General features: G+C 72.3%; 18 protein-coding genes and 2 pseudogenes. 9 read left to right on the top strand and 11 right to left on the bottom strand.

Going from position 1 to position 24,704, the window contains the following annotated elements; all coding sequences use genetic code 11:
* Window positions 1-12 precede the first annotated feature (12 nt).
* The 6 genes from OG289_RS12380 to OG289_RS12355 form a co-directional block, all read right to left on the bottom strand.
* Window positions 13-654 (bottom strand): cutinase family protein, encoded by a 642-nt coding sequence (locus OG289_RS12380; protein WP_327314057.1) that lies wholly within the window; start codon window positions 652-654, stop codon window positions 13-15.
* 164 nt (window positions 655-818) lie between these two features.
* Window positions 819-2,048, bottom strand: coding sequence for a PucR family transcriptional regulator (locus OG289_RS12375; RefSeq protein WP_327314056.1), 1,230 nt, complete (start codon window positions 2,046-2,048; stop codon window positions 819-821).
* 122 nt (window positions 2,049-2,170) lie between these two features.
* Window positions 2,171-3,109, bottom strand: coding sequence for an alpha/beta hydrolase (locus OG289_RS12370; protein ID WP_327314055.1), 939 nt, complete (start codon window positions 3,107-3,109; stop codon window positions 2,171-2,173).
* A gap of 21 nt (window positions 3,110-3,130) precedes the next feature.
* On the bottom strand, window positions 3,131-7,168 hold the full coding sequence (locus tag OG289_RS12365) for a type I polyketide synthase (protein ID WP_327314054.1): 4,038 nt from the start codon (window positions 7,166-7,168) through the stop codon (window positions 3,131-3,133).
* Window positions 7,165-8,934: a fatty acyl-AMP ligase gene (locus tag OG289_RS12360; protein WP_327314053.1), complete on the bottom strand. Its 1,770-nt coding sequence runs from the start codon at window positions 8,932-8,934 to the stop codon at window positions 7,165-7,167. Before OG289_RS12360 ends, OG289_RS12365 begins: the two co-directional genes overlap by 4 nt.
* Window positions 8,935-9,027: 93 nt before the next feature.
* Window positions 9,028-10,575 carry an acyl-CoA carboxylase subunit beta gene (locus OG289_RS12355; protein ID WP_327314052.1) on the bottom strand — a complete coding sequence of 516 codons (1,548 nt, stop codon included), beginning with the start codon at window positions 10,573-10,575 and terminating at the stop codon, window positions 9,028-9,030.
* Window positions 10,576-11,118: 543 nt separating this feature from the next.
* Between OG289_RS12355 and OG289_RS12350 the strand changes: the two genes are divergently transcribed.
* The 3 genes from OG289_RS12350 to OG289_RS12335 all read left to right on the top strand — a co-directional run bounded on the left by OG289_RS12350 (window position 11,119) and on the right by OG289_RS12335 (window position 17,488).
* Window positions 11,119-12,201: a S1 family peptidase gene (locus tag OG289_RS12350; RefSeq protein ID WP_327314051.1), complete on the top strand. Its 1,083-nt coding sequence runs from the start codon at window positions 11,119-11,121 to the stop codon at window positions 12,199-12,201.
* Between the two features lie 854 nt (window positions 12,202-13,055).
* Window positions 13,056-16,511: a DNA polymerase III subunit alpha gene (locus OG289_RS12340; RefSeq protein WP_327314050.1), complete on the top strand. Its 3,456-nt coding sequence runs from the start codon at window positions 13,056-13,058 to the stop codon at window positions 16,509-16,511.
* On the top strand, window positions 16,508-17,488 hold the full coding sequence (locus OG289_RS12335; protein ID WP_327314049.1) for a DNA polymerase Y family protein: 981 nt from the start codon (window positions 16,508-16,510) through the stop codon (window positions 17,486-17,488). The genes OG289_RS12340 and OG289_RS12335 overlap by 4 nt, the downstream gene beginning before the upstream one ends.
* A 347-nt stretch (window positions 17,489-17,835) precedes the next feature.
* On the opposite strand, the gene OG289_RS12330 is transcribed toward OG289_RS12335, so the two are convergent.
* Window positions 17,836-18,294 (bottom strand): pyridoxamine 5'-phosphate oxidase family protein, encoded by a 459-nt coding sequence (locus OG289_RS12330; RefSeq protein ID WP_327314048.1) that lies wholly within the window; start codon window positions 18,292-18,294, stop codon window positions 17,836-17,838.
* Window positions 18,295-18,606: 312 nt separating this feature from the next.
* Here OG289_RS12330 and OG289_RS12325 point away from each other — a divergent pair, with 312 nt between their 5' ends.
* Window positions 18,607-19,302 (top strand): TetR/AcrR family transcriptional regulator, encoded by a 696-nt coding sequence (locus OG289_RS12325; RefSeq protein WP_327314047.1) that lies wholly within the window; start codon window positions 18,607-18,609, stop codon window positions 19,300-19,302.
* A 514-nt stretch (window positions 19,303-19,816) separates the two neighbouring features.
* Here the strand turns inward: OG289_RS12325 and OG289_RS12320 are convergent.
* Together OG289_RS12320 and OG289_RS12315 are read right to left on the bottom strand one after the other, a co-directional pair.
* Window positions 19,817-20,494, bottom strand: coding sequence for an SDR family NAD(P)-dependent oxidoreductase (locus OG289_RS12320; RefSeq protein ID WP_327314046.1), 678 nt, complete (start codon window positions 20,492-20,494; stop codon window positions 19,817-19,819).
* Between the two features lie 162 nt (window positions 20,495-20,656).
* Entirely contained in the window at window positions 20,657-20,950 is a 294-nt protein-coding gene (locus OG289_RS12315; protein ID WP_327314045.1) for a hypothetical protein, read from the bottom strand.
* On the opposite strand from OG289_RS12315, the gene OG289_RS12310 reads away from it, so the two are divergent.
* The 3 genes and pseudogenes from OG289_RS12310 to OG289_RS12300 all read left to right on the top strand — a co-directional run.
* A complete protein-coding gene (locus OG289_RS12310; protein ID WP_327314044.1) occupies window positions 20,859-21,215 on the top strand; it encodes an alpha/beta hydrolase family protein in 357 nt (118 codons plus the stop codon). The genes OG289_RS12315 and OG289_RS12310 overlap by 92 nt on opposite strands.
* Window positions 21,216-21,238: 23 nt before the next feature.
* A pseudogene (locus OG289_RS12305) lies at window positions 21,239-21,571 on the top strand (DUF805 domain-containing protein); the annotation flags it as partial.
* Between the two features lie 117 nt (window positions 21,572-21,688).
* Window positions 21,689-22,070, top strand: a pseudogene (locus tag OG289_RS12300) (DinB/UmuC family translesion DNA polymerase); the annotation flags it as partial.
* A 3-nt stretch (window positions 22,071-22,073) separates the two neighbouring features.
* Here the strand turns inward: OG289_RS12300 and OG289_RS12295 are convergent.
* Complete coding sequence (locus tag OG289_RS12295) at window positions 22,074-22,448, bottom strand: cupin domain-containing protein (protein ID WP_327314043.1); 375 nt, start codon at window positions 22,446-22,448, stop codon at window positions 22,074-22,076.
* Window positions 22,449-22,542: 94 nt separating this feature from the next.
* On the opposite strand from OG289_RS12295, the gene OG289_RS12290 reads away from it, so the two are divergent.
* Both OG289_RS12290 and OG289_RS12285 read left to right on the top strand, forming a co-directional pair.
* Window positions 22,543-22,989, top strand: a complete 447-nt coding sequence (locus OG289_RS12290; protein WP_327314042.1) for a MarR family winged helix-turn-helix transcriptional regulator — start codon at window positions 22,543-22,545, stop codon at window positions 22,987-22,989.
* Window positions 22,990-23,163: 174 nt separating this feature from the next.
* Window positions 23,164-24,033, top strand: a complete 870-nt coding sequence (locus tag OG289_RS12285) for an esterase/lipase family protein (protein ID WP_327314041.1) — start codon at window positions 23,164-23,166, stop codon at window positions 24,031-24,033.
* A 44-nt stretch (window positions 24,034-24,077) separates the two neighbouring features.
* On the opposite strand, the gene OG289_RS12280 is transcribed toward OG289_RS12285, so the two are convergent.
* On the bottom strand, window positions 24,078-24,620 hold the full coding sequence (locus OG289_RS12280) for a lytic polysaccharide monooxygenase (protein WP_442818893.1): 543 nt from the start codon (window positions 24,618-24,620) through the stop codon (window positions 24,078-24,080).
* Between the last annotated feature and the right edge of the window lie 84 nt (window positions 24,621-24,704).

The following is a 24,704-nucleotide window of genomic DNA, read 5'->3' as shown; positions in this document are numbered from 1 at the left end:
TGGGGTGGCGGCTCAGACCTTGCCCGCGGCGAAGACGGCCGCCGCGTCGGCGTTCGCGGTGTAGCCGAGGTGCGCCAGCACGTCGTCGCCGCCGTTCTCGCAGATGGGGTCGCCCTGGGCGCAGAAGTCGATGGTGCGGCTCTGGTAGGTGCCGGTGACGTTCTTGCCGAGGGCCCGGATCGGGTTGCCGAACAGCAGCACCGCGGCGACCCTCGGTTCGAGAGCGGCGGGGATGGTGGCGACGATGGGGCTGCCGACCACCGCGCCGGCGCTGCTGATGCCGATGGAGTTGTCGACGACGTTCGCGCCCTGCGAATAGCCGACGAGGACGAATCGCTGATTCGGGCAGGCGGCCGCCTGGCTGTTGACGTGGTTCACCAGATCCGCGTTGCCCTGCGCGGCCGACGTGAGAGAAAGGTCCGCGGGGTAGTTCACCTTGTAGCTGGAGAGGCTCTTGCCCGCCAGTTTCTTCTGCAGGGCCGAATACACCGGGTCGCCGACGATCAGGCCGAGCGTGCCCGGTTCGAAGGTGCCACGGGCTGCCACGACGTCGATGTCCGAGCAGGCGGCGGCGGATGCCGTGGGCGCCGTGAGGGTGGCCATTCCGGCCCCGCCGAGCAGCGAGAGCACGGCGAGGCACAAGCGCATACGCATGGGGATCCTTTGCGGGTGGGGCGCGATGACGCGCCTGGGAAAAGGACGTCCCGAACGTATTGGCATTCACCGGCGGGGTGTTATGGACGGGAATTCAGAAACTCCCGGCTTTTTGTTGCCGACGTGAGCCCCGATGTGCGCACCGGAGTGAGCGGGGAATTACCTCACGTGGCACAGTCGCTCAGGCCCCGCAGTTCCTCGGCGCGCAGCGCCAGGATGAGGTCCAGCCGGGTGCCGGGGTCGTGCAGCACGTCGCCGAACAGCTTCTCCAGCTGGCGCAGGCGGTAGCGGACCGTCTGTGGGTGGACGTGCAGCCGGGTGGCGACGTCGGGCACGTTGCTGCCGCAGAGCAGCCAGGCCAGCAGCGTCTCGGCGAGCCGGGGGCGCTGCCCCTCGGAGACGGCGTCGAGCGGCGCGAGGACCCGTGCCTCCAACCGGGCGAGCAGCGGCTCGTCGCCGTGCAGCAGCAGGGTCGACAGATGGTCGGCGCACCGCACCACGCCCTGCCCGGGAAGCACCCCGCGGCCCATCAGCCCCAGGGCCCGGGTGGCCCAGCGCAGCGACTGGGCGGCCTCGGTGAGCGGCACCGTCGGGCCGACCGCCGCCGGACGGCCGCGCAGCGCGAGGGCGAACGCCCGCCCGCCGAAGCGGCCCGAACCGTCCGGGTCGGGCACCAGCATCCGGGGCGGCCGGGACTCCATGTCCACCAACGCCCCGGCCGCGGCGAGCGGCCGGTCCTCCTCCCGCTGTTCCGGGGTCGCCGCGAGCGCGACGACCGCGACGTGCCGCGGCACCGACCAGCGAGCGCCGTGCGCCATCCCCTGTACGGCCTCCAGGGACACCGGCCCCTCCTCCAGGAGCAGGTCGAGCAGGCGCCTGCGGCGGCGCTCCAGCTCGTCCGTACTGCGCAGCTGGGCCTCCGCGTACCCGGCCGCGGCCGCCTCCGCGACCTCGTGGACCGTCCGCATGCTCAGTTCGCCCAGCGCGGCCACGACCGTGGAGTCCAGCCCGAGCTCCTCCGCCGTACGGCCCAGCCGCCGCCAGGCGTGCAGCCCGCCGATCCGCAGCGCCGACTGCAGCGCGTCCAGGCTGCGGCCCTCCAGCGCCTCGCCGCGCCCGAGCTCGTAGTACGTGGCGGCGATCGAGCCGGCCTGCCGGCGCGGGTCAGCGATGTGGTCGACGAACAGGGTCAGCGCCTGCACCACTGCGGACCTGAGGTTCTTGCCGTACGCGCCGTCGGCCGGCCGCGCGTACTCGGGGACCTGTCTGCGGACTTCCTCCTCCACGTCGTCGGCGACGGCCTCGAGTTCGGCGCGCAGCAGCTCGGCCAGACCCGGCGGCACCGGTGCGGCTCCGAGCTCGTCCGGCACCTCGTGCGGGGTGGGGGAAGCCACGGCGGACCCTCCTTTCACCCGGAAGCGGCTCACCCGCGGGCCGTTGCCCGTGGGGCGAGGGGACTGTCCCGTGTTGGACGGACGTCCCCTGCGCTCCGTTCCGTGCCCCGACGGCACCGACATCACTCCGGCACCCCCAGCGCACGGGCGAGCATCGGCCACGACGCGGTGAACTCCCGCTTCCAGTAGGTCCAGCTGTGTCCTCCTCCCGTGTAGTAGTGGGTGGTGACCGGGATGCCGAGCAGCGCGAGCGTGTCGGTGAACCCGTGGGCGGAGGGCCACAGGGCGCTCTCCAGGGCCTCGGGCAGCCAGTCACCGGTCCCGCCGGCCACACCGCTGCCGCTGGAGACGTACAGGCCGGTGCCGCGCAGCCCGGCGGCCCGTGCGCGGGGGTTGAAGTCGCGCCAGGTGAGGAGGTTCAGCACCGGGTTGCCCCAGAGGGAGTGGGGCAGCAGGTTCTCGCGGGCGACGATGGCGTCCACGATCGGCGGCACGCCCGGCGCCGTGGTGTCGAGGATGCCGCTGTAGGAGGCGGCCGCGGCGAACATGCCCGGGTGGCGTGCCGCGTGCGCCATCGCGCCGTAGCCGCCGGTGGAGACCCCGGCGACGGCCCGCACGCCGGACGCCCGGTAGTCCCGGGCGAGCAGTGCCGGGATCTCCTGGAGCTGGAAGGTCTCGTAGTCGGGACCGCCGCGCCAGGCGGTGGGGATGCCGGTGGGGCCCGCGTCCGGGATCGCCACGATCAGCTCCCGGCCCTCGGTGAAGGCCTCGATGTCCGTCTCCCGGGTCCAGGAGGTGTAGTCGTCGTGGGCGCCGTGCAGCAGGTACAGGACGGGATAGGTCCGCCCGGGCCGGGTGTCGAAGTCCGACGGCAGGATCAGCCGTACCGGTGCGCTGCGGCCGAGTGCGGCGGAGGACACGGTGACGTCCAGGGTGCGTGGTCCGAGCCGGGTCGAGGCCCGGGCCGGGGCGGTCCGGGCGCCGAACAGCGCGGTCAGACCGACGGCCGCCGCGGCTTTGGTGACGGCCCGTCGGGACACTCCGGTGGTGGGGTGGGACATGGCGGCTCCTCGTCGTACGGTTCAGCGGCTCTGCTCGGCGAGCGCGTGCCGCAGATGGGCGGCGATCTCGTCGACGTGCGGTGGGTCGAGCAGCGACAGATGGTGGCCCGCGACCCGGACGACCGTCAGGCACGGGCACACCTCGTCCCAGCCCAGCGCCTCGTCGTCCCGTTCGTAGGCGGGGTCGCGCACGGTGTGCGGAGCGGGCCCGGTGGCCCGGTACAGGACCACCCGCCCGTCGTAGGGCCCCGGTCGATGGGCCTCGCCGATCCTGAGGTCCAGGTAGGACGTCCGCTGGTGCTCCAGGGCGGCGGCCGGCACGTCGGCTGCCTCGCGCAGGGCCCGCAGCACGGCGTCGATACGGTCGCCGTCGTCGTCCATCGCGACGAGCTCGTCGTACGGCAGCTCCAGCCGGACCCCGTAGGCGTCGGCGACGTGCTGTGCGAAGCCCCTGAAGTGGGCGCGGATCCGGTCGGCCGGTGTCACGCCGGGCCGGGGGAGGGGCCGTACGGAGTCGAGGAGCACGACCAGCTCCACGTCCCGTCCGGCGGCGGTGAGTTGCCGTGCGGTCTCCTGGGCGACGAACCCGCCGAAGGACCAACCGCCCAGCAGGCAAGGGCCGTCGGGATGGACGGCGGTGATCGCCTCGGCGTAGCGGCGCGCCTTCGCGGTCACCGTCCGGGCCTCTTCGATTCGCTCCAGCCCGTACACCGGCCGGTCGTCCCCGAGCCGTCCGGTGAGCGCCCCGTAGACGTCGGTCGTGCCGCCGGCGGCGTGCAGGAGGAAGAGCGGGGCCCGCGAACCGCCGGCGCGCAGGGGTCGCAAGGGCGAGTCCGCCTCCCTTGGGGCGAGCGCCCGTCGGATGTGATCGGCCACCTTCCCGACGGTGCCGGCGCCGAGCAGTTCGCGCAGGGGCAGTTCGATCCCGAACTCGCGTTCGAGGGCGGTGCGGATGCGGACGGCCATCAGGGAGTCCAGGCCGAGGTCGGCCAGGGTCGTGGTGGGCAGGATGCGGGCCGCCGGGTGGCCGGTGACCGCGGTGATGGCGTGACGCAGGCGGGCGAAGGCGGAGACGTCCTGCGGCGTCTCCCCCTCCCCGGCCGGAACCGCCGCCGGAACCGCCGCCGGAACCGCCGCCGGAACCGCCGCCGGTACGGACGCCGGGACCGCCACGGCCGTCGGACGCCCGTCCGTCCACCAGTGCCGCCCGTGCCGCCAGCGCGGTGCCGGCAGGTCGATGACACGGCCGGACGGCAGCGGCAGGCGTCCGCCGGCGGCGTACAGGGCACCCACCCGCGTGAGGAACGCGGTGCGGTCGTCGGCGTCGCGGCGCAGCGTGCCGAGGACGAGGGAGCCGGGCGCGGTGTCGGTGACGGCCCGGGTCAGGACCGGGTGGGGTGAGATCTCGACGAAGGCGGTGTGGCCGTCGGCCGCGGCGGCCGCGACGGCCCGGTCCAGGCGCACGGGCCGGCGCAGGTTCGCGGCCCAGTGGGCGGCGTCGAACACCCCGTCGCCACGCGGGTCGTCCAGGACGGTGGAGTACACCGGGACGCGCGGCCGTCCGCCCCGGACCTCGGCCAGGGCCTCGGTCAACTCCGGCAGAAGCGGGTCGACCTGGGGCGAGTGCCCGGCGCCGACGACCCGCATGGCGCGGGCGGCCCGCCCCTGCCGCTCCAGCCTTCGCACCAGCCGGGCGACCGCCGGCTCCTCGCCGGTGACGACCTTCTGGACGGGCGAGGAGTGGACGGCGACCTGGACGTCGGGGAACTCCCGTTCCAGAGCGTCGAGTTCATCGTCCTCGAGGTCGACCACAGCCATGGCGCCGCCGCGCAGCCCGCCGAGCAGCCGGGCCCGTACGGCGACGACCCGGGCCGCGTCCGACACGTCCAGCGCGCCCGCGCACACCGCGGCGGCCACTTCGCCCAGCGAGTGCCCGATGACGGCGGCGGGCTCGACCCCCTGGGCGCGCCACAGCTCGGCGAGCGCCAACTGAGTGCCGAACAGCACTGGTTGGGCGACCTCCACGCGATCGAGGGCCGCACCGCAGGCCAGACAGTCGTACAAGGACAGACCGCACTCCGGGGCCAGCTGGGCGTCGAGCTTCTCCACTGCCGCGGCGAAGACGGGCTCCTCGGCCAGCAGACGACGCCCCATGCCGGCCCACTGGCTGCCGTACCCCGAGAAGACCCACACCGGCCCCCGCCCGGCGAGCCCGCGGTCGTCGGTGACGACCTGGGGGTGGGGCCGCCCCTGCGCCAACGCGGCCAGGGCGTCGGCGAGTTCGTGACGGTCGCGGGCGGCGACGGCGGCCCGCACGCGGCCGCGCCCGGCCCGCCCCGCGAGCGTGCGCGCCACGTCTGCGGGGCGCGCGGCACTCCCCTCGGGCGTACGGAGCCACTCGGCCAGCCGGGCCGCGGTGTCCCGGACGCGTGCGGTGTCGAGGTCGGAGAGGAGATGGAGACGGGCGGCCGGCTCCTCGGCCGGAGCCTGGGGCGGCGGGCCGCCCGGTCGCCATTCCTCCAGCACCGCATGGGCGTTGGTGCCGCCGAAGCCGAATCCGGAGACCCCGGCGGTGGCCGTGCCGCCGTAGCGCGGCCACGGCTCCGGCTCGCTCACCACCCGCAGCCGTATGTCGTCCAGGGCGCTGCCCTCCGCGCAGTGCAGGGACGGCGGAACGCGGTCGTGGTGCAGCGCGAGCACCGTCTTCACCAGCCCGGCGATGCCCGCGGCGGACTCCAGGTGGCCGAGGTTGCCCTTGACGGAGCCGAGGAGCAGCGGCTGGTCGGCGTCGCGGCCCGCACCGAGCACGGCGCCGAGGGCGCCCGCCTCGATCGGGTCGCCGAGCGGGGTACCGGTGCCGTGCGCCTCGACGAGGTCGATGTGCGCCGGATCGAGCCCGGCCCGCGCGTAGGCCGTGGTCAACAGGGCTCGCTGGGCCGCCGGGTTGGGTGCCAGGAGCCCGCCCGAGCGGCCGTCGGAGTTGACGGCCGTGGCCCGGACGACGGCGAGGACGCGGTCGCCGTCCCGCTCGGCGTCGGACACCCGCTTCAGCAGCACGGCCGCGCAGCCCTCGCCGCGCCCGATGCCGTCGGCCGCCGCGGAGAACGGCTTGCACCGTCCGTCCGGGGCGAGGGCACCGGCTCGCCGGAACGCGACGGTGACTGCGGGGGAGAGCAGCACGTTGACGCCGGCGGCGATCGCCGTGTCGACCTCGCCCGTGCGCAGACTGACGCAGGCGTGGTGCACGGCGACCAGCGAGGACGAACAGGCGGTGTCGACGGCCATGCTCGGCCCCCGCGTGTCCAGCACGTACGCCAGCCGCCCCGCGGTCACGCTCAACGCCCCGCCGGCCGGCGCCCAGGGGTCGACGGCGGCGGGGTCCGCGCCGGTCAGAGCGCCGTACTCCGGGGCGGAGACGCCGACGAAGACGCCGGTGGCGGTGCCGGCGAGGGACGCGGCGGGGACGGCCGCGTGGTCGAGGGTCTCGTGGACGACCTCCAGCAGGATCCGCTGCTGCGGGTCCATCACCGCGGCCTCGCGCGGTGTGATCCGGAAGAAGTCCGCGTCGAACCCGGCGATGTCGTCGAGGTAGCCGCCGTACAGGGGAGCGTCGGCGGGAGGGAAGGCGGTGAAGTCACGCCACCGGTCCTGCGGAACCCGCCGGATCGCGTCGACGCCCTCGCTCAGCAGCCGCCAGTAGTCGCCTGGACCGTGCACACCCCCCGGCAGTCGGCAGCCGACCCCGATGACCGCGACGGGCTCACCGGGCAGCCCCGGAACGGCCGGGAGCACGGCCGGGGGATCGGCCTGTGTCGCCGTGCCGGCGCACAGGTGCGCCACCAGGGCGTCGCCGGTGGACGCCTCCCACAGCAGTGTCGCGGGCAGCTCACGACCCGTGGCCCCGGAGAGCTCCCCGGCCAGGACCACCGCGTCCCGCGAGGACATGCCGAGGTCCGCCAGCGGCCGGTCCATGGGGACGTCCGCCGCAGGCGTGCCGTTCCAGGAGGCCACCCGTCCGGCGATCAGCCGGCGCAGCGCTCCTTCGTCGACGGCGCTCATTCGGCCGTCCCCGCCGCATAGGCGCCCGCCAGATACCGCTCGCGGGTCAGCGACCGCGACACCTTGCCGCTGGACGTACGGGGCACGGTGCCCGGCTCCACGAGGACGACGTCGGCGAGCCGCAGCCCGTGCCGGGCGGACACGGCCGCCCGTACCGCGCGCACCAGCGCCGGTACGTCGATCCCGGCGAGGCCCGTGCTCCGTACGTGCTCCGCCACGACGGCCACGCGTTCACCCTCGGGTCCCGCCACGGCGAAGGCGGCGAGCCGGTCGCGCCGCACGGCCGGATGCGCCTCCTGGACCGTCGCCTCCACGTCCTGCGGATAGTGGTTGCGGCCGTCGACGACGATGAGGTCCTTCAGCCGGCCGGTGACGATCAACTGGCCGTCCAGGACCGTCCCGAGGTCACCGGTGCGCAGCCAGCCGCCCGAGCCGTGCGCGTCGTCCGCCGTGTCGCCGGCCGCGTCGGCGAACGCGGCACCGAAGACGCGCTCCGTCAGCCGGTCCTGGTTCCGGTAGCCGCGCCCGACGTTGGGGCCCCGCACCCAGATCTCACCCACCTCCCCCTCGGACAACGCGGCGCGGGACACGGGATCGGCGATGCGGACCTGCTGGCCGGCCGGGGTACCGCAGCCCGCGAGCAGCACGGCCGTGGCATCGTCGGGCCGGGCGGGCAGGGCCTTCCCGGTGGCCAGGGCGTCGCGGTCGAGCGCGAACCGGCGCAACGGCTCCCAGGGCCGGGCGGCACTGACGAACACGGTGGCTTCGGCGAGCCCGTACGACGGACAGTGGGTGTCCGGTGCGAGTCCCTGGGCGGCGAAGGCGGCGTGGAAGGCGTCGGCCGTGCCGGGGCGGACGGGCTCGCTGCCGTTGATCAGCGCGGCGACACCGTCCAGCCGCAGGCCCTCCTTCTGCGCGCCGGTCACGGCCGAGGCGCAGTAGTCGTAGGCGAAGTTGGGCGCGGCGCTCACCGCGCGCGGATGCGCGGCGAGCAGCCGCAGCCAGCGCACGGGCTCGTGCAGGAACGCGACCGGGTCCATGAGCACCGACAGCAGACCCCGCGTCACCGGTGCGGCGACACTCAGCACGAGCCCCATGTCGTGGTACAGCGGCAACCAGCCCACACACGTGATGGGACGGTCGTCGGCACCGTAGGCGGTCAGTGCCTGACGGGCGTTGGCGACGACGTTGGCGTGGGTGATCTCCACGCCCGCCGGGGTGCGGGTCGAACCGGAGGTGTACTGGAGGTAGGCGACCGCGGTGTCGTCCGGCACGACCGGCCGCCAGTCCTCGGCGGCGGCGTCGGGCACCTGGTCGGCGGCGGCGATCGTCATCGCGGCGCCCGCGCAGAACTCCCGCACCTCGTCGAGGGCGCGGCTCGTCGTCACGACGGCGGCCGGACGCGCGTCGGCGAGAACAGCGGAGAGACGGTCGCCGTGCCCGGGCAGACCGGGCGGATACAGCGGCACGGCGACCAGCCCGGCGGCGAGCGTCGCGAGGAACGCGGTGACGTACTCGCTGCCCTGCGGGCACAGCAGCGCGACCCGCGCTCCGGGCGCGGCCTCCTCGGCGAGGCGGGCGGCCAGAGCCCGTACGCGCAGGTCCAGGCGGCGCCAGGTCAGGGTGCGGTGGACGCCCCGCACGTGCGGAGCGGGATGGTCGACGAAGGTGAACGCCCGGCGGTCGGGGGCGGTCTCGGCCCAGTGCCGCACGTACTCCGGCAGGTTCCGGTGCACGGGCGCGAGCGGGGGGCGGGGGGTGTCCATCGGAGACGGCTCCTCACATCGCGGGACGGGTCACAACGCGGGACGGGCAGGTGTGTGGGGGCGGGCAGGTGTGTGGGGCGGGGAGGGGCGGGGTCAGAGGGGGATGTTGCCGTGCCGGCGTTCCGGCATCGGGGCGCGTTTGCCGCGCAGCGCCCGCAGGGCACGGCAGACCTGGGCGCGGGTGTCGCTCGGGGCGATGACGGCGTCGACGTATCCGCGCTCGGCGGCGGGATAGGGGGTGCCGTACGTGCTCTCGTACGCGGCGACGAGGCGGGCGCGCAACGCCTCCGGGTCGTCGGCGGCGGCGAGTTCGCGCCGGTGCAGGACGCCGACGGCGCCCTCGGCGCCCATGACCGCGATCCGGGCCGTGGGCCAGGCGAGGTTGATGTCGGCGCCCAGATGCTTGGAGCCCATCACCGCGTACCCGCCGCCGTAGGCCTTGCGCACCACCACGGTGACCTTCGGAACGGTCGCCTCGGCGTAGGCGTACAGCAGTTTGGCGCCGCGCCGGATGATCCCGGCCTGCTCCTGACGGACCCCGGAGAGATAGCCGGGGACGTCGGCGAAGGTCAGCAGCGGGATGCCGAACGCGTCGCAGAACCGCACGAAGCGCGCGGCCTTCTCGGAGGCGTCTATGTCGAGGACCCCGGCGGCGTGCAGCGGCTGGTTGGCGACGACCCCGACGGGCGCGCCCTCGACGAGGGCCAGCGCACAGATGATGTTGGGTGCGAACAGCTCCTGGATCTCCAGCAGTTCGCCGTTGTCGACGACCGCCCGCAGGATGTCCCGCATGTCGTAGGCCTGCGCGAGCCGGTCCGGGACGACCTCGTCGAGCCGCGCGCCGACGCCCGCGGCCGCCGGCGCGTACTGCGGGGGCCGCTCCAGGTTGTTGGCGGGCAGGTACGACAGCAGGTCGCGTACGGTGTCGAGGGCGTCCACCTCGTCGGCGGCGAGGAAGTGGGCGTTGCCGTTGACGGTGTTGCTGGTGCGGGCGCCGCCCAGCTCCTCGGCGCCGGTGCGTTCGCCGGTGACCGCCTCGATGACGTCGGGTCCGGTGACGAACATGTGCGAGGCGCCGTCCACCATCACGGTGAAGTCGGTGATGGCCGGCGAGTACGCGGCTCCGCCGGCGCACGGCCCCAGGACGACCGAGATCTGCGGGATCACGCCGGACGCCTTGACGTTGCGGCGCACCAGCTCGGCGTAGAGGGCGAGCGAGGCGACGCCCTCCTGGATGCGGGCGCCGCCGCCGTCGTTGAGCCCCACGACCGGGCAGCCGGTCTTCAGGGCGAGGTCCATCAGGGCGATCGTCTTCTCACCGAACGCCTCGCCCATGCTGCCGCCGAAGACCGTGGAGTCCTGGGAGAACACACAGACCGGACGCCCGTCGACGGTGCCGTAACCGGTGATCACGCCGTCGCCGTACGGTCGACGGGCGCCGTCCCCGGTGGGCCGGCCCCGGACGAACAGGCCGGTCTCGGTGAACGAGCCCGCGTCCAGCAGCAGGTCGATCCGCTCGCGGGCGCCGTGCTCCCCGCGCCGTCGCGGCCCGCCCGGAGCCGCGGCCCGGGCCCGACGGCTCTCCAGACCGGCGAGGCGTTCGGCGGTGCCGTCGGGCACGCGCGTCGCGGTCTGCCTCACTCGGGAAGTTGTCGCCTCTCGCGTCACAGCCACCTCCGAAAGTGGCTTCGAATATGGCAGCGGCCAGGGGGAGTACCGGGTGGATCGCCGTTCTGTGTGCGCGAGATGAGTCTCCTGGGAACCGGGTTCGTCCCTGGGTGACAAGAGACCGCCTGCCGACGCACGGCGGGTACCGAGGTGGTGAAGGAGCGGAGGGCGTGCGGTGCTCACCCTGTGCGCGTCCTGAAGTCGACCTTGTGTGCTCCCTGTGCCGTTCGGAAGAGTGGGCGCCCGTCAACCAGGACCTGTCCGCTCGATCACGGCGGAGACGCGGGGTGTGCGCGCACTCCCCCAGAGGGGGACCCAGCGGCGTTGTCGTCGGCTGCCGACGCTCCGCGTCGACGCACCCCTCCGCCTCACAGCCGCACGCACCCCACCCCGCTCACCGGCATCGACGGGGGTGCCGTTGTTTCCTCCGCCCTGACCGACCGGACAGGTCCTGGCCTTCCGGCCCGCCGCGGTCCCCACAACCGTCCGGGCCGACCCCCCACAGGAGGACGCGAGTTGAAGCACCGACGTATATCCAGGCGGCGGGCGGTCATGGCGGGGGCGGGTGTCGCCGCGCTCGTCGCGGCGGGAGTCACCTTCCAGACCGCGAACGCCAGCGAGCCCGCGAAGACCCCGCAGCCCACCGCCCTCTCGGCCCTCGCGGCCGGAAGGCTCGCCTCGACGCTCGGCGAGGACCTCGGTGCCGACGCGGCGGGCACGTACTACGACGCGAAGAGCAAGAGCCTCGTGGTGAACGTCCTCGACGAGGTCGCCGCGAAGACCGTCGAGGCGGCCGGAGCGAAGGCCAGAATCGTCGAGAACTCCCTCGCCGAACTGACCGGCGCCCATGCGACGCTCAAGGCGGACGCGACCATCCCGGGCACCGCCTGGGTGACCGACCCGACCGCCGACAAGGTCGTCGTCACCGCCGACCGCACCGTCTCCGACGCCGAGTGGGCCAAGCTCACCAAGGTCGTCGACCGGCTCGGCAAGGTGGCCGAACTCCAGCGCACCAAGGGGGAGTTCAAGCCCTTCATCGCCGGCGGCGACGCCATCACCGGCGGCAGCGGGCGCTGCTCGCTCGGCTTCAACGTGGTCAAGGGCGGCGAGCCGTACTTCCTGACCGCCGGGCACTGCACCGACGCCATCTCCACCTGGTCGGACTCCTCCGGCACCGAGATCGGCACCAACGAGACCTCCAGCTTCCCGGGCAACGACTACGGCCTGGTCAAGTACACCGCCGACGTCGACCACCCGAGCGAGGTCGACCTTTACAACGGCTCGGCCCAGCAGATCACCGGCGCGGCCGAGGCCACCGTCGGCATGAAGGTCACCCGCAGCGGCTCGACCACCCAGGTCCACTCGGGCACGGTCACCGGCCTGGACGCCACGGTGAACTACGGCAACGGCGACATCGTCAACGGCCTCATCCAGACCGACGTCTGCGCCGAGCCCGGCGACAGCGGCGGCTCCCTCTTCTCGGGCAGCAGCGCCGTCGGCCTGACCTCGGGCGGCAGCGGCGACTGCACCTCCGGCGGAGAGACGTTCTTCCAGCCGGTGACGGAAGCACTGTCGGCGACGGGCACACAGATCGGCTGACGGCTCCGGCGTCTTTGGACAGATTTCGAACAGATGAGGTCCCGCCCCACGCGCGAGGGGGCGGGACCTCCGTTGTGAGACGGAGTGCCTCGGTCGGAACCAGAGCGGCTGAGCCGGCACCGCTGCGCTTCCGACCACGGGAGCGACAGGGCTCGGCGGTACGCGCCGTGCACGAGCATCTCGACCCGGCGGGTGAAGACACCGAGCAGGGAGGCGGGGACCACCACCGAGATCAGGGCCTGCTCGGCCCGCCGGCGCCGTTCGAGAAGCCAGGGGCGCGGTGGCTCCGCGGAGCGTCGGCTGCTGCGGGTTCTGCCGGCAGGGAGGTGGCCGTCCGGATCCTCGACGGTGTGTTGTTTTCTCAGCCTCCCGCGCGCCCAGGCCGCAGGAGCGCTGCTGACCGGGCGCCGCGTAGGGCGAGAGGTGGCCGGGTGGGCGCAGGCGACCAGTCGCTGCGGCCGGCCGCCCTCTGCCTTGCGACGCACGCGGACTCCTCGGCAGTCGGAGGGTCCGGCGGTGACGTGAAGCCCTGGAGCCGACGTGACCGGCCTGGGCATTCGACCCGTCACGGAACGTGCTGGTCGCGCTGCGAACCGTTGCCGATCCGCCCGCCCCGAGTCGCCGAATGACGGCCGGCATGGTGCGTGCCACGGGGGTGGTTCCCCCAACTGGTCTGCCCGGGGGCGAGGTGAGGGGCTGACGCCTTTTCGGGCACGGCTCACCTCGCCAAAGAATCGCTGATGTGTTCGAATCTAGTCGCTGACCGGGGCTGATGGGGTTAGAGTAATCGAACGGGCGTGCGATGAACATATCGGGCTTATCGTATAAAAGGGGTGGAGTGATGGAGGTGCGGCATGGCGGGCTTCGCCCATCTGCACGTCGCGTCCGGTTACTCCGTCCGCTATGGCGCCGCCCACCCCGAGCATCTCGTCCGGCGGGCGGCCGAGCGGGGCATGACGGTGCTCGCGCTCACCGACCGGGACACGGTCACTGGTGTCGTCCGGTTCGCGCAGGCGTGCGCCGGAGCCGGGGTGCGGCCGGTTTTCGGTGTCGACCTGGCGGTGGAGGCCCTGGCGCCTCCGCCGCCCGCCCAGCGGCGCCGCACCCCGGCGCGCGGTGGCGCGCACGTCGTCGAGCCGCCGCTGCGGTTCGTGCTGCTCGCACAGGACCGGGCGGGATGGGCGCGGCTGTGCCGTATCACCTCGGCCGCCCACGCCGGTACCGCGTCCGGCGCGGCACCGGTGGTGGTGCCGTGGGAGGCGCTGCGTGAGTACGGCGGTCCCGGCCTGACCGTACTGCTCGGGCCGCTCTCGGAGCCGGTGCGGGCCCTGGCGGCCGGCCGGGAAGACATCGCGATGAAGCTGCTGGCGCCGTGGCGGGAGATCTTCGGGAGCGGAGTCCGGTTGGAGGCTGTTGCGCAGAAACGTTTCAGCGTCGGGCCGGGGTCGCTTCGGCTGGCTGCCCGGACACTGGCGCTGGCCGACCGCGCCCAGACCACCGCGGTGCTCTCCAACGCCGTCCGCTACGCCGACCCGGACCAACACCGACTCGCTGATGTCCTGGACGCCGCGAGACTGCTGCGACCGATCGACCGGCGCCGCCTGGACAGCGGGCAGCGCTGGCTCAAGAACGAAAGGGCGATGACGGTCATCGCGCAGATGATCTCCGAATGCGCCGGAGCGGACGTCCGGCGCGCACGCCGCCTGATGACGGACACCGCGGACACGGCGGCCGCGTGCATCGTCGACCCGGTGTCGGACCTCGGACTCGGCACCCGGCACTTTCCGGAACCGTCGCTCTTCGGCGCCGAACCCGGAGCGGGCGGAGCGGCACACCTGTTGCGCCGGCAGTGCGAGGCCGGGATGGCCCGACGTGGCCTCGACCGCGACCGAGGTGCGCTCGACCGGCTGGACGAAGAGCTCCACGTGATTTCCACGCTGGACTACGACTCGTACTTCCTCGCTGTCGGCCAGGTCGTGGCCGACATCCGGGCCAAGGGCATCCGGGTCGCGGCCCGCGGCTCGGGCGCCGGCTCGATGGTCTGCCACGCGCTGGGCATCGCCACGGCCAACCCGCTCGACCACCGCCTGCTGTTCGAACGTTTCCTCAGTGTGCGCCGGGCCTCGCTGCCCGACATCGACATCGACGTGGAATCCGCCAGGCGGCTCGAGTGCTACGACGCGATCTTCGACCGGTTCGGCAAGGAGCGGGTGGCGGTCACCGCGATGCCCGAGACCTACCGGGCCCGCCGCGCCCTGCGCGACACCGGCCTCGCCCTCGGTATCGCGCCCGCGGAGGTCGACCGGATCGCCAAGAGCTTCCCGCACTTGCGGGCGTCCGACATCACCGGCGCCCTTGCCGAGCTGCCCGAACTGCGGCAACTGGCGGCCGAGGCACCCCGGTTCGGACCGCTGTGGGAACTGGCGGAAGGTCTCGACTCCCTGGTCCACGGCATGGCCATGCACCCCTGCGGCGTGGTGATCAGCGACGCGACCCTCCTGGACCGGCTGCCGGTGCAGCCCACGCCACAGGGCGACTACCCCATGGCGATGGCGGCGAAGGAGGAGATCGAGGCGCTGGGCAACATCAAACTCGACGTCCTGGGAGTGCGGATGCAGTCCGCGATGGCCCATGCCGTCGCCGAGATAGAACGGACCACCGGCGACCACATCGACCTCGACGACCCGCGCCAGGTGCCGCTCGACGACGTCTTCGCCTTCAAGCTCATCCAGGAGAGCCAGACCCTGGGCCTCTTCCAGCTCGAGTCGCCCGGCCAGCAGGATCTTCTGTCCCGGCTTCAGCCTCGCGACCCGCAGGACGTCATCGCCGACATCAGCCTCTTCCGCCCCGGCCCGGTCGCCGGCGGCATGCCCGAGCGGTACATCGCCGCCCGCCATGGCGGCCCGCCGTCGTACGCCCATCCGGACCTGGAACCGGTGCTCGCCGACACCTACGGCGTGACCATCTGGCACGAGCAGATCATCGAGACCCTGTCGGTGATGACCGGCTGCGACTACGCGCTGGCGGAGATCGCCCGGCGAGCGCTCGGTGAGAAGGACCGGCTGCCGAAGATCAGGGACTGGTTCCACAGCCTGGCACGTGCGCGTGGCTACAGCGCGTCCGTCCGGGACGAGGTCTGGAAGACCGTCGAGGCCTTCGGTGCCTACGGCTTCTGCCGCGCCCACGCGGTCGCCTTCGCCGTACCGGCCCTGCAGAGCGCCTGGCTCAAGGCGCATCACCCGGCGTACCTGCTGGCCGGCCTGCTCGAACACGACCCCGGTATGTGGCCCAAGCGCGTTCTCGTCTCCGACGCCCGTCGGCGTGGCGTGCCGGTGCTGCCGGTCGACATCAACCACTCCCAGGTGAAGCACACCGTGGAGAAGGCCGACGGGGAGCAGTGGGGCGTGCGGCTCGCACTGTCCGCGGTGCACGGCATCAGCGAGGAGGAGTGCGCACGGATCGAGGAGGGCCAGCCGTACGGATCGCTGTCGGACTTCTGGCAGCGAGCCCGTCCCAGCAGGCCGGTCGCCGAACGTCTGGCGGAAATCGGCGCCCTGAACTGTCTCCACGACGGACGCCTTACGCGACGCGACCTGCTTCTGCAGATCGCCGAACTCCACCGGGCCTCCCGCACCCGATCCGCGGGCAAGGGCCAGTTGCCCATCGATGCGGGCGCCGTCGGCGGGGCGGAGCCGAGCGGTCTGCCGGAGATGACCGGACGCGAAGCCCTGAGCGCCGAGCTGAGCACCCTCGGCATCGACGTCTCCAAGCACCTGATGGAGCACCACCACCGGCTGCTGCGCGAGATCGGCGCGACCGACGCGGCCCACCTGGCCGCCCTGCGCGCCGGTCAGCAGGTCCTCGTCGCCGGCGTGCGGGCCTCCACCCAGACCCCGCCGATCGCCAGCGGCAGGCGCATCATCTTCGTCACCCTGGAGGACGGCTCCGGCCTGGTCGACCTGGCGTTCTTCGAGGACTCCCACCCGGCGTGCGCACACACCGTCTTCCACAGCGGACTGCTGCTGGTGCGCGGCACGGTCCAGGTGCGCGGCACCCGCCGCACCGTCGTCGGCACCATGGCCTGGGACCTGGACGAGATCGCCGCGGCCCGCCGCGACCACGGCCCCGAGGCCGCGCTCGCCCTCCTCGGCGCCGACCGTCCGTCCCCGACCCCCGCCCAGCCGCAGCGGACCCTGGCCAACGGCACCACCGGCGCCCGGCTGCACCCGTACGCCGACCTCCAGCCCGCCGGCAGCCGCTCGGCCGACCTGAAGAAGTTCGGTCATCGCAGTCCGGGGAGCGCGGGATGACCACACGTCAGCGGCACATCGCCCACCTCCATCTGCACGCCGGACTGAGTGAGGCCCAGTATGGCGACGTAATCGAACTGATGTCTGGTATCACGCCTCACGTCCAGGCTGTCCCGCCCAACGCCGTTCAGCTCGACCTGACCTCGGCGCTCCGATACTTCGACCTGTCTCCCTACGACGTCGTTCAGTTGGCGAAGCTCAGGTTGAAGGCTCTCTTTGGCGTTGACAGCAGCGCCGGGCTCGCGAACAACCGCATGCTGGCGGCCATGGCGGCCGACGCGTCCGCGCCGGGAGACACCACCTGGGTCCCCACCAGTCACGTGGCCGACTGGCTGTACCCGCGGCCGGTCACCGCGCTGCCCGGCGTCGGCCGCGCCACGGCGGAAACGCTTCACCGATACGGCCTGCACACCATCGGCCAGATCACCGACCTGCCCTCGGCAACCCTGCAGCGGCTCCTCGGCGCAGGCCAGGCACGGCTGTTGGCCGAGCGCGCCCGCGGCCACGATCCCCGTCCGGTCGTCCCCGCGGAACCGGCAGCGCACCTGGTCGCCGACCTCGTGCTGGAGCGGGACTGCCTCGACCCGGCACAGCACCACCGCGCAGTTCTGGGACTTGCCGACCAGATCGGCGGGCGCCTGCGCGGCGAAAGCCAGATCGCGAGCCGGCTCACCCTCACGGTGCGGTACGCCGACCGCAGCTCCACCACGCGTACCAGCACCCTGCCGGAACCCACCGACCACTCGCCCGCCCTCGCCACGGCCGCGCTGAGCCTGCTGGCCGGTCTCGGGTTGCAGCGAGCGAGAGTACGCGCCTTCGTGATCCGCGCAGACAGCCTGCTGCCGACCGACAGGGCCTACCGCCAGCTCTCCCTGGACCCCGGCGATGCCCGCGCCCGCGCGGCTGAAGCCGCCGCGGACCGCGCCCGTCGGCGCTTCGGACCGGAGGTCGTACGCCCAGCCGCTCTGGCGAACTGACCGCTTGTGCCAAGAACCACTGGTTTTCGGCGAAGGCGGTCACGTGAGGTGGCGTTTCCGTCCCTGAGAGCGGGGCGTCGTCACCCCGCGTGCCGGGGTCGGAGTCAGGGGCGCGACGCTTGCGGTGGCTCGGCAAGGCGGCTTCTGTCAGGCGGAAGGTCTGCCGGAAAACCTGGGCGGAGTCCGGCCGACACGATGGGGCCGTGTGTCGATACACGAAAAGACCCTCACTCGTCGGTTCGGGGTCAGACGGGCACACGTGCCCGCACCGCGCGTTGAAGCAGGAAGCCCCCGGAAGGGTCGGACGACCCAGGCCGGAATCCCTGGACTTTCGGCCAGGGAGCACGTCAAAACTTGCGGAAGTCCCAGGAGACCGTCTTCGACGGGGTCAGGCGGATCCACGCATGCCGGCCATCGTGCGGCATTGCCTCCAGACCGAAGTTCTTGCGGGCGAACAGCGGTTCCAGCGCGTCGAGTTCGGTGCACGGTTCACCGGTGCGGGGGATCTCGCCCACGAACTCCACCGTGCCTGACAGTTCGGCCCCGCACAGTTCCCCGTACCCCTCGCCGGAGTCGACGACGATCGCGACGCGCGGGTCGTGACGAAGATCGGCCCAACGCTTGCTGCGCACGATGGAGTACAGCCACAACGACGTGCCGTCCCATGCGAACCAGAGGGCGCTGACATGCGGGGCGCCGTCGCTCGAGACGGTAGCGATCCGGCAGGTGCGCTGGGTGGTGAGGAACTCGTCCAGCTCGTCCGGCGTCATCATGATCTTCCGGCTCCTGCGCTGAGTTGCAGCCATGCGGGCCTCTCTTCTCCTGCGTCAGGGCGTCAGGGCGTCAGGGCGTCAGGGTGGGGCCAGTTTCTGACGTAGCGTCAGAAGCATGTGCCATTTTCTGTGAGCCTGCAATGGTTGAGGGGCGCCCTTCCGGCTCCGGAGCCGATCACCGCGGCCGGAGCCCCTTGGTCGTTGGTCGCGGCGTTTGGCGGTGGCGAATCGCGCCCCGTGAAGTCGTGCCCCCGGTGCCCGGCGTCAGGACAGCGCTCTCCGGCTTGCCGGGGTCAGCCCAACGGCAAAAAATGGATAGGTCAATCCGATTGCTAGACTGCCGGTATGAACCCTGGCGCCCGGCACACCGACGGTCCCGCCGCTCAGCCTCTGCGCAGTGACGCCGAGCGCAACCGGGAGCGGATCATCGCCGCCGCGCGCACGGTGTTCGCGCGCGACGGCCTGAGCGCCTCCATGGCCTCCGTGGCCCGCGAGGCGGGCGTGGGGATTGCCACCATGTTCCGTCGCTTCCCCACGAAGGAGGAACTGGTCGACGCCGTCTTCTCCGACCGCATGGGCGCCTACGCCGACGCGGTCACGGTCGCCTTGGAGGACCCCGACCCCTGGAACGGTTTCGTCGGTTACATCGAGGCCGCCTGCGCGATGCAGGCCGCCGACAACGGCTTCGCCGACGTCCTGACCATGACCTTCCCCACCGCCAAGGTCCTGGAGCAACGCCGCAACGAGGCGTACGGGGCCATGCTGCGCCTCATCGACCGCGCCAAGGCCACCGGCCGCCTGCGCGAGGACTTCGACCCCTCGGACCTGGTACTGATCCACATGGCCAACGCCGGCGTCGTCAACGCCGCCGGCGACGCCGCCCCGGACGCCTGGCGGCGCGTCGTCGCCCTGTTCATCCAGTCCCTTGAGGCCCCGGCGGGTGGCCCCCTGCCCGCCTCACCCGGGCACGAAGCCCTTTACAAGGCCATGCTCCGCGCCGGCCAGGGCACCACCGCACCGCCGCCGGGCAGGAGCAGCTGACCTCAGGGCCGGATCACCGTGCCGCGGCGCGGCACGACAGCAACACTCGGCGGAGAGTGCCCAGGCACCGGCTTGGTTGCTGGTGGCGCAGGTCGAGTCCGCCCGGTGTGCTCCCTTCAGGTCGGCCTCCAGGCTGCGGAACAGCCGGTCGATGTCGCCGGGCACGCCCAGTTCCGCGCCGACTGTGAAGGCCTGGCAGCCGCCCTTCCCGATGAGTTCGACGGTTTCCCGAGCGGCTTGCTCGTTGCGTGCGAAGCGCACGGCGACCAGGGCTCCCTCCCGGACCAGGCCGAGGGCCGTGCCCGGCCGATGCCCCGGCTGGAACCGGTGACGAGAGCGGTCTTGCCGCTGAGCTTGCATCACCCGAGGCCCCGGACGTCGCGGTCGGCAGTGGTCAACGGAGCGGAGCCCTTCTCCCCGATCGCGCCGCGGCCCGGAACGCCACGGCGCGATCGAGGTTCGGCGAAGGGCGAAGGGCGAAGGGCGAAGGGCGAAGGCGAAAGCCGGTCCGGTGTCAGAGACCGAAGACGAGTTCGGCCTGGTCGCGCTTGGTGGTGTGCAGCTCCCAGTAGACGGGGGAGATCTGCTCGGGCTCGGCTGTCGGGAATCCGGGGACGACCGACATACCGATCGACACGTCGATGCCGACGTGGGCGGCCTGGATGCCGGTGCCGTCCAGTTCCTTGTGCAGGTTGACCGCCCAGTTGCGCAGGGCCGCGGCGGCGGCGTTGACGTTGCCGACCTGCGGCACGGGGTCGAGGGAGCCGGCGCCGGTGGTGTAGAGCAGGGTGCCCGCGCCGGCCTCGCGCATCGCGGGCAGCACCGCCTGGGTGGCGGCGATGGCCCCGTACAGCTGGAACTCGATCTCGTGCTGCACATGGGACGGTTCGGTGTCGGCCGGAGTGGTCAGAGCGGTGGAGCCGAGCGTCCCCACCGGGGAGTACTCCAGCACGTCGATGCCGCCGAACTGGGCGGCGGCGTCCTTGAGTGCCTGGGTGAGCGCGTCGCGGTCGAGTACGTCCGCGGGGAACGCGGCGGCGGTGATGCCCTCGGCGGTCAGCGTGCCGACGAGAGCGTCGAGCTTCTCGCGGTTGCGGGAGATCAGAGCGACGTCGAAGCCCTGGGAGCCGAAGGTGCGGGCGATGGCCAGGCCCAGCTGGGGTCCGGCTCCGACGATGGCGATGCTGGTCACGGCAAAGTCCTTTCGGGAAGACATGGCACTGGAAGCCTCAGGGGTGATCTGGATAGATCTATCCGGTTCTTGATTCGGATAAGGCTTTCCGGTTCGGCGTCGCCACCGTACCACGGAACTGGATAGGGCGATCCGATTGCTTGGCGGGTGGCGGGCTGACGTTCACGGAGTGACTGCCGATGAGGGCCGCCCGAAGGGTCGAGTCAGGCTCTCGGGTCGCAGGATCGTGTCCAGTTGGCCGGTGGTGAGCAGGCCGGCTTCGGCGGCGAGGTCCTTGACGGCGCGGCCGTTGGCCAGGGCCTGTCGGGCGAGGGTGGTGCCGGCGGCGTAACCGATGTGCGGTGCGAGGGCCGTGACCAGCCCTATGGAGCGGTGGACTGTGTCGTGGAGGTGCTCACGGTTGGCGGTGATGATCTTCGGCGATCCGCGGACGAAGCGAGAACGGTACGAGGCCAACTCGCCCCACCTCGACGCGGAGAAGATGACAACACCGATGCTGATCGTGCACGGTGGCAAGGACTACCACGTGCCGATGGGCCAGGCGCTGAGCCTGCACAGCGATCTCGAGCGGCTCGGCGTGCCGGTCGGATTCCTGCACTTTCCGACCGAGGGTCACACCATCGGGGCGCCGAACCACATCCGAATCATGTACGAGACGGTGCTGAACTTCCTCGACCACCATGTTCTCGGGCGGCAGTGGCGGCGACCCACGATGCTCTGACTGATGTGTTCTCGTCGAAGCCGATGGGTGCGGGGCGCGGTGTCTCCAGGGCACGCGTGTGCCTCACGGTCAAGTACGCCACGTTCTCCGGTCGCGCCCGGCGCTCGGAGTACTGGTGGTTCTCGGTGGTGTACATGATCGCTGCCGTCGCGCTCGTCGAAATCGGCTGGGTGTTCGAGGTCCCACTGTTGGGCGTCCTCCTGCAGCCGTTCCTCGTACCCATGCTGTCCGTCTCCGTCCGCCGGTTGCACGACACCGGGAGGTCCGGCTGGAGGATGCTCATCGGTCTGGGGCCGGTCGCCGGTCCGATCGTCTACCTCGTGGGCATGATGGCGGACAGCGCTCCAGGTGCCAATCGGTACGGCCCCTCACCTGAGACCGCCGGCCACCTCGTCGGCAAGTGGGCCGGCGTCGCCGCCGAGTTCTGTCGCACCCACGTGGTGCGGCGACCAGGTTTCGGCGGCAGGGGAACTGGAGCCCGGCTGCGCGCCGTGGGGAAGGTCTGCCGCACCCTGACTCTGACCGTCCGTCACCCCGACCGCTCCTCCGTCACCCGCACCCTGGAGGAGTCGACCGCGCACTCCGCTGCCCTGACGGGGACGGCGTACGGCCTGTACGAGGCGCTCGGCCTCCAGCGCGCCCGGGTCCGTGCGATCGCCCTGCGCGCAGGCCCTCGGCCCCGCGGTCAGTGCGATCGCCCTGTGCACGCAGGCCCTCGGTCCCGCCGGGCAGGCCTCCTGCCGGCTCGCCTTCGGCCCCGGCGACGAGAAGATCCGCCGTACCGAGGAGGTGACCGACGGGGTGCGGGCGAAGTTCGGCCCGGGCGCGGTGAGGCCGGCGATGTCGGCGGCGTGACGGTCAGTTGGCCCACGGGGGAGTGATCCGGGTTCCGTCGGCCAGCTCCGCCTCCAGCCCGATGGATGTGGTGACCCAGGAGAGCGCGGTGTGGTCGGTCGGGTTCTCGACGGCCAGGGTCGCACCCGGATTGACGATCACAGTGTCGCCGGCCGTGACGCGGTCGGTACGGCCGTCCAGGGTGATCAGGAGTTCGCCGACGAGCAGATGGAAGATCTCCTCGCGGTTCACGGTGTGCGCCGGGGCCTTGGTTCCCGCGGGGATCTCGCCGCGCCAGGCGCAAAGCTCCTTGCTGCCGACGAGCGGGGAGGCGTACGAGACGAAGCGGGCGCCGTGGGTCTCGTGGGTGACGGCTTCGGACGAGCGGATGACGGGCATGAGTGACTCCGATTCCAGATGGTCAAGTAGCTTGACTATTTCCCCTTATGGTCAAGCTGCTTGACCATCTTGTCAATGGTGTTTCAATGCCTCCGTGCAGAATTCCGAGGCCATTGCCCTGTCAGCCGCCCTGCTCGCCGTCGCGGGTGAGCTCACGCAACGTATCCATGAGGGTGTTGTCGCTCGCGGCTTCGAAGGGGTCCGGCCCGCCCATGGCTTCGCCTTCGCGCGGCTCGCCCCGGGCGGGGCGACGGTCACCGACCTCGCCGCCCATCTCGGGGTCACCAAACAGGCGGCCAGTCAGCTCGTGGAGGAGATCGTGCGGAAGGGGTACGTCGAGCGGCGGGCGCATCCCCACGACGCGCGGGCCCGGCTGATCGTGCTCACCGAGCGCGGCTGGGAGTGCACCCGCGCGGCGGAGGAGGCTGCCGCCGAGGCGGTGCGGCCGTGGGTCGATGTGCTCGGCGAGGGTGGAGTTCGCGTGTTGTGCGACCAATTGGGGCGCATTGCCCCCTACGGTCCCATCAGGCCCACCTGGTGACGGAATGTCAGCGGCCTCGGTGTCGCCGCTGACTACCACTGGAAGTTTTTACTGACGCGTAACTTCACACTTCAGCTACTCAACCGTAACTTGACGAGTGAACAGCATCCTCGTGATCCGGATCACAGGGCGTAAGGCCATCGCACCTCCCTTGAGCCGCAAGGAGATCACACGATGCTGCCCTGGAAGCGCGTGCTCAGACCGCTCGCCGCACTGCTGCTGGCCGCCGCGGCCGCCACCGTCCCCGCCACCGCCGCCCACGCCTCCTCCGCCGCCGCGACCTCGTCGAGTGGCTGGAACGACTACGACTGCAAGCCCTCCGCCGCCCATCCCCGCCCCGTCGTCCTGGTCCACGGCACCCTCGGGAACTCGATCGACAACTGGCTCGGCCTCGCCCCCTACCTCGAGGTCCGCGGCTACTGCGTCTTCTCTCTCGACTACGGCCAACTGCCGGGCGTCCCCCTCTTCCACGGCCTCGGCCCCATCGGCAAGTCGGCCGGGCAGCTCTCCGCCTTCGTCGACAAGGTGCTCGCCGCGACCGGCGCCGCCAAGGCCGACCTCGTCGGTCACTCGCAGGGCGGCATGATGCCCCGCCACTACCTGAAGTTCCTCGGCGGAGCCGCCAAGGTGAACGCGCTCGTCGGCCTCGCCCCCAGCAACCACGGCACCACACTCGGCGGACTCACCAACCTGTTGCCCTACTTCCCGGGCGCCGAGGACCTGCTCTCGGCCGCCACCCCCGGCCTCGCCGACCAGATCGTCGGGTCGGACTTCCTCACCGGGCTCAACGCGGGCGGCGACACCGTCGTCGGCGTCCACTACACGGTCATCGCCACCAAGTACGACGAGGTGGTCACGCCGTGGCGCACCCAGTACCTCAGCGGATCCGACGTGCGCAACGTCCTGCTCCAGGACCTGTGCCCGCTGGACCTCTCCGAGCACGTGGCGATCGGGCTGTTCGACCGGATCGCCTTCCACGAGGTGGCCAACGCGCTCGACCCGGCCCACGCCACCCCCACCACCTGCGCGTCCGCCCTGAGCTGACCCGCGGGTCGGCCCGCCGGGGCCTGTCCGGCCTGAGCCGCCGGTCAGGCCCCGGAGTGGCTGTCCGAGCGCTGCCGGATCGCATACGGCAGTTGTCTGCCGGACCGCTCGGGCAGAGTCCCGGAGAATGTGGAGACGCCCTGCGCGACCGGGTCGTAACCGGCCTTGGTGAGGCAGACCTTGAAGGTGACCTTGTGCGGGGCGGTCACGCGGTACCCGAAGGTGCACGAGCCGCTGTCGACGCCCGTCGCCGCCCGGTCGGCGCGGGCCAGGTCCAGGCCCTTGAACTCCTCGTTGTCCGCGCTGCACAGCCTGCCGTCCGGGATCAGCTCCCGGAGGCGTCCGTCGGCGTCGCCGGTGCGGACGCCGTTCCGGTCGTACGGCGCCTGCGTCCCGCCCGCCGCGACCGCCGCCCTGCAGGCGTCCGGCCTCGGGCTCTCCGGACCCTCCGCACAGCACTGCGACACCCGGCTGACCGGATCGCCCATCGACCCGTGCGCGGCCGCCGGCGCGGTGCACGGCGTGGCCGGGGCCGGCGGGACCGGACCGAGGGCGGCGACGGCTGCGGCCTTGCGGCGTGCGGACATGGAGGGATCTCCTCGGAACGGGAACGGGAACGGGAACGGGAACCGGACCCGGGACAGGGGCAGGTGGTGGCGGTGACGTGTGTG

This window comes from Streptomyces sp. NBC_01235, assembly GCF_035989285.1.
Classification (GTDB): domain Bacteria; phylum Actinomycetota; class Actinomycetes; order Streptomycetales; family Streptomycetaceae; genus Streptomyces.
Note: the sequence above shows the minus strand (reverse complement) of the source record. Positions and strands in the feature narration are given on the sequence as shown.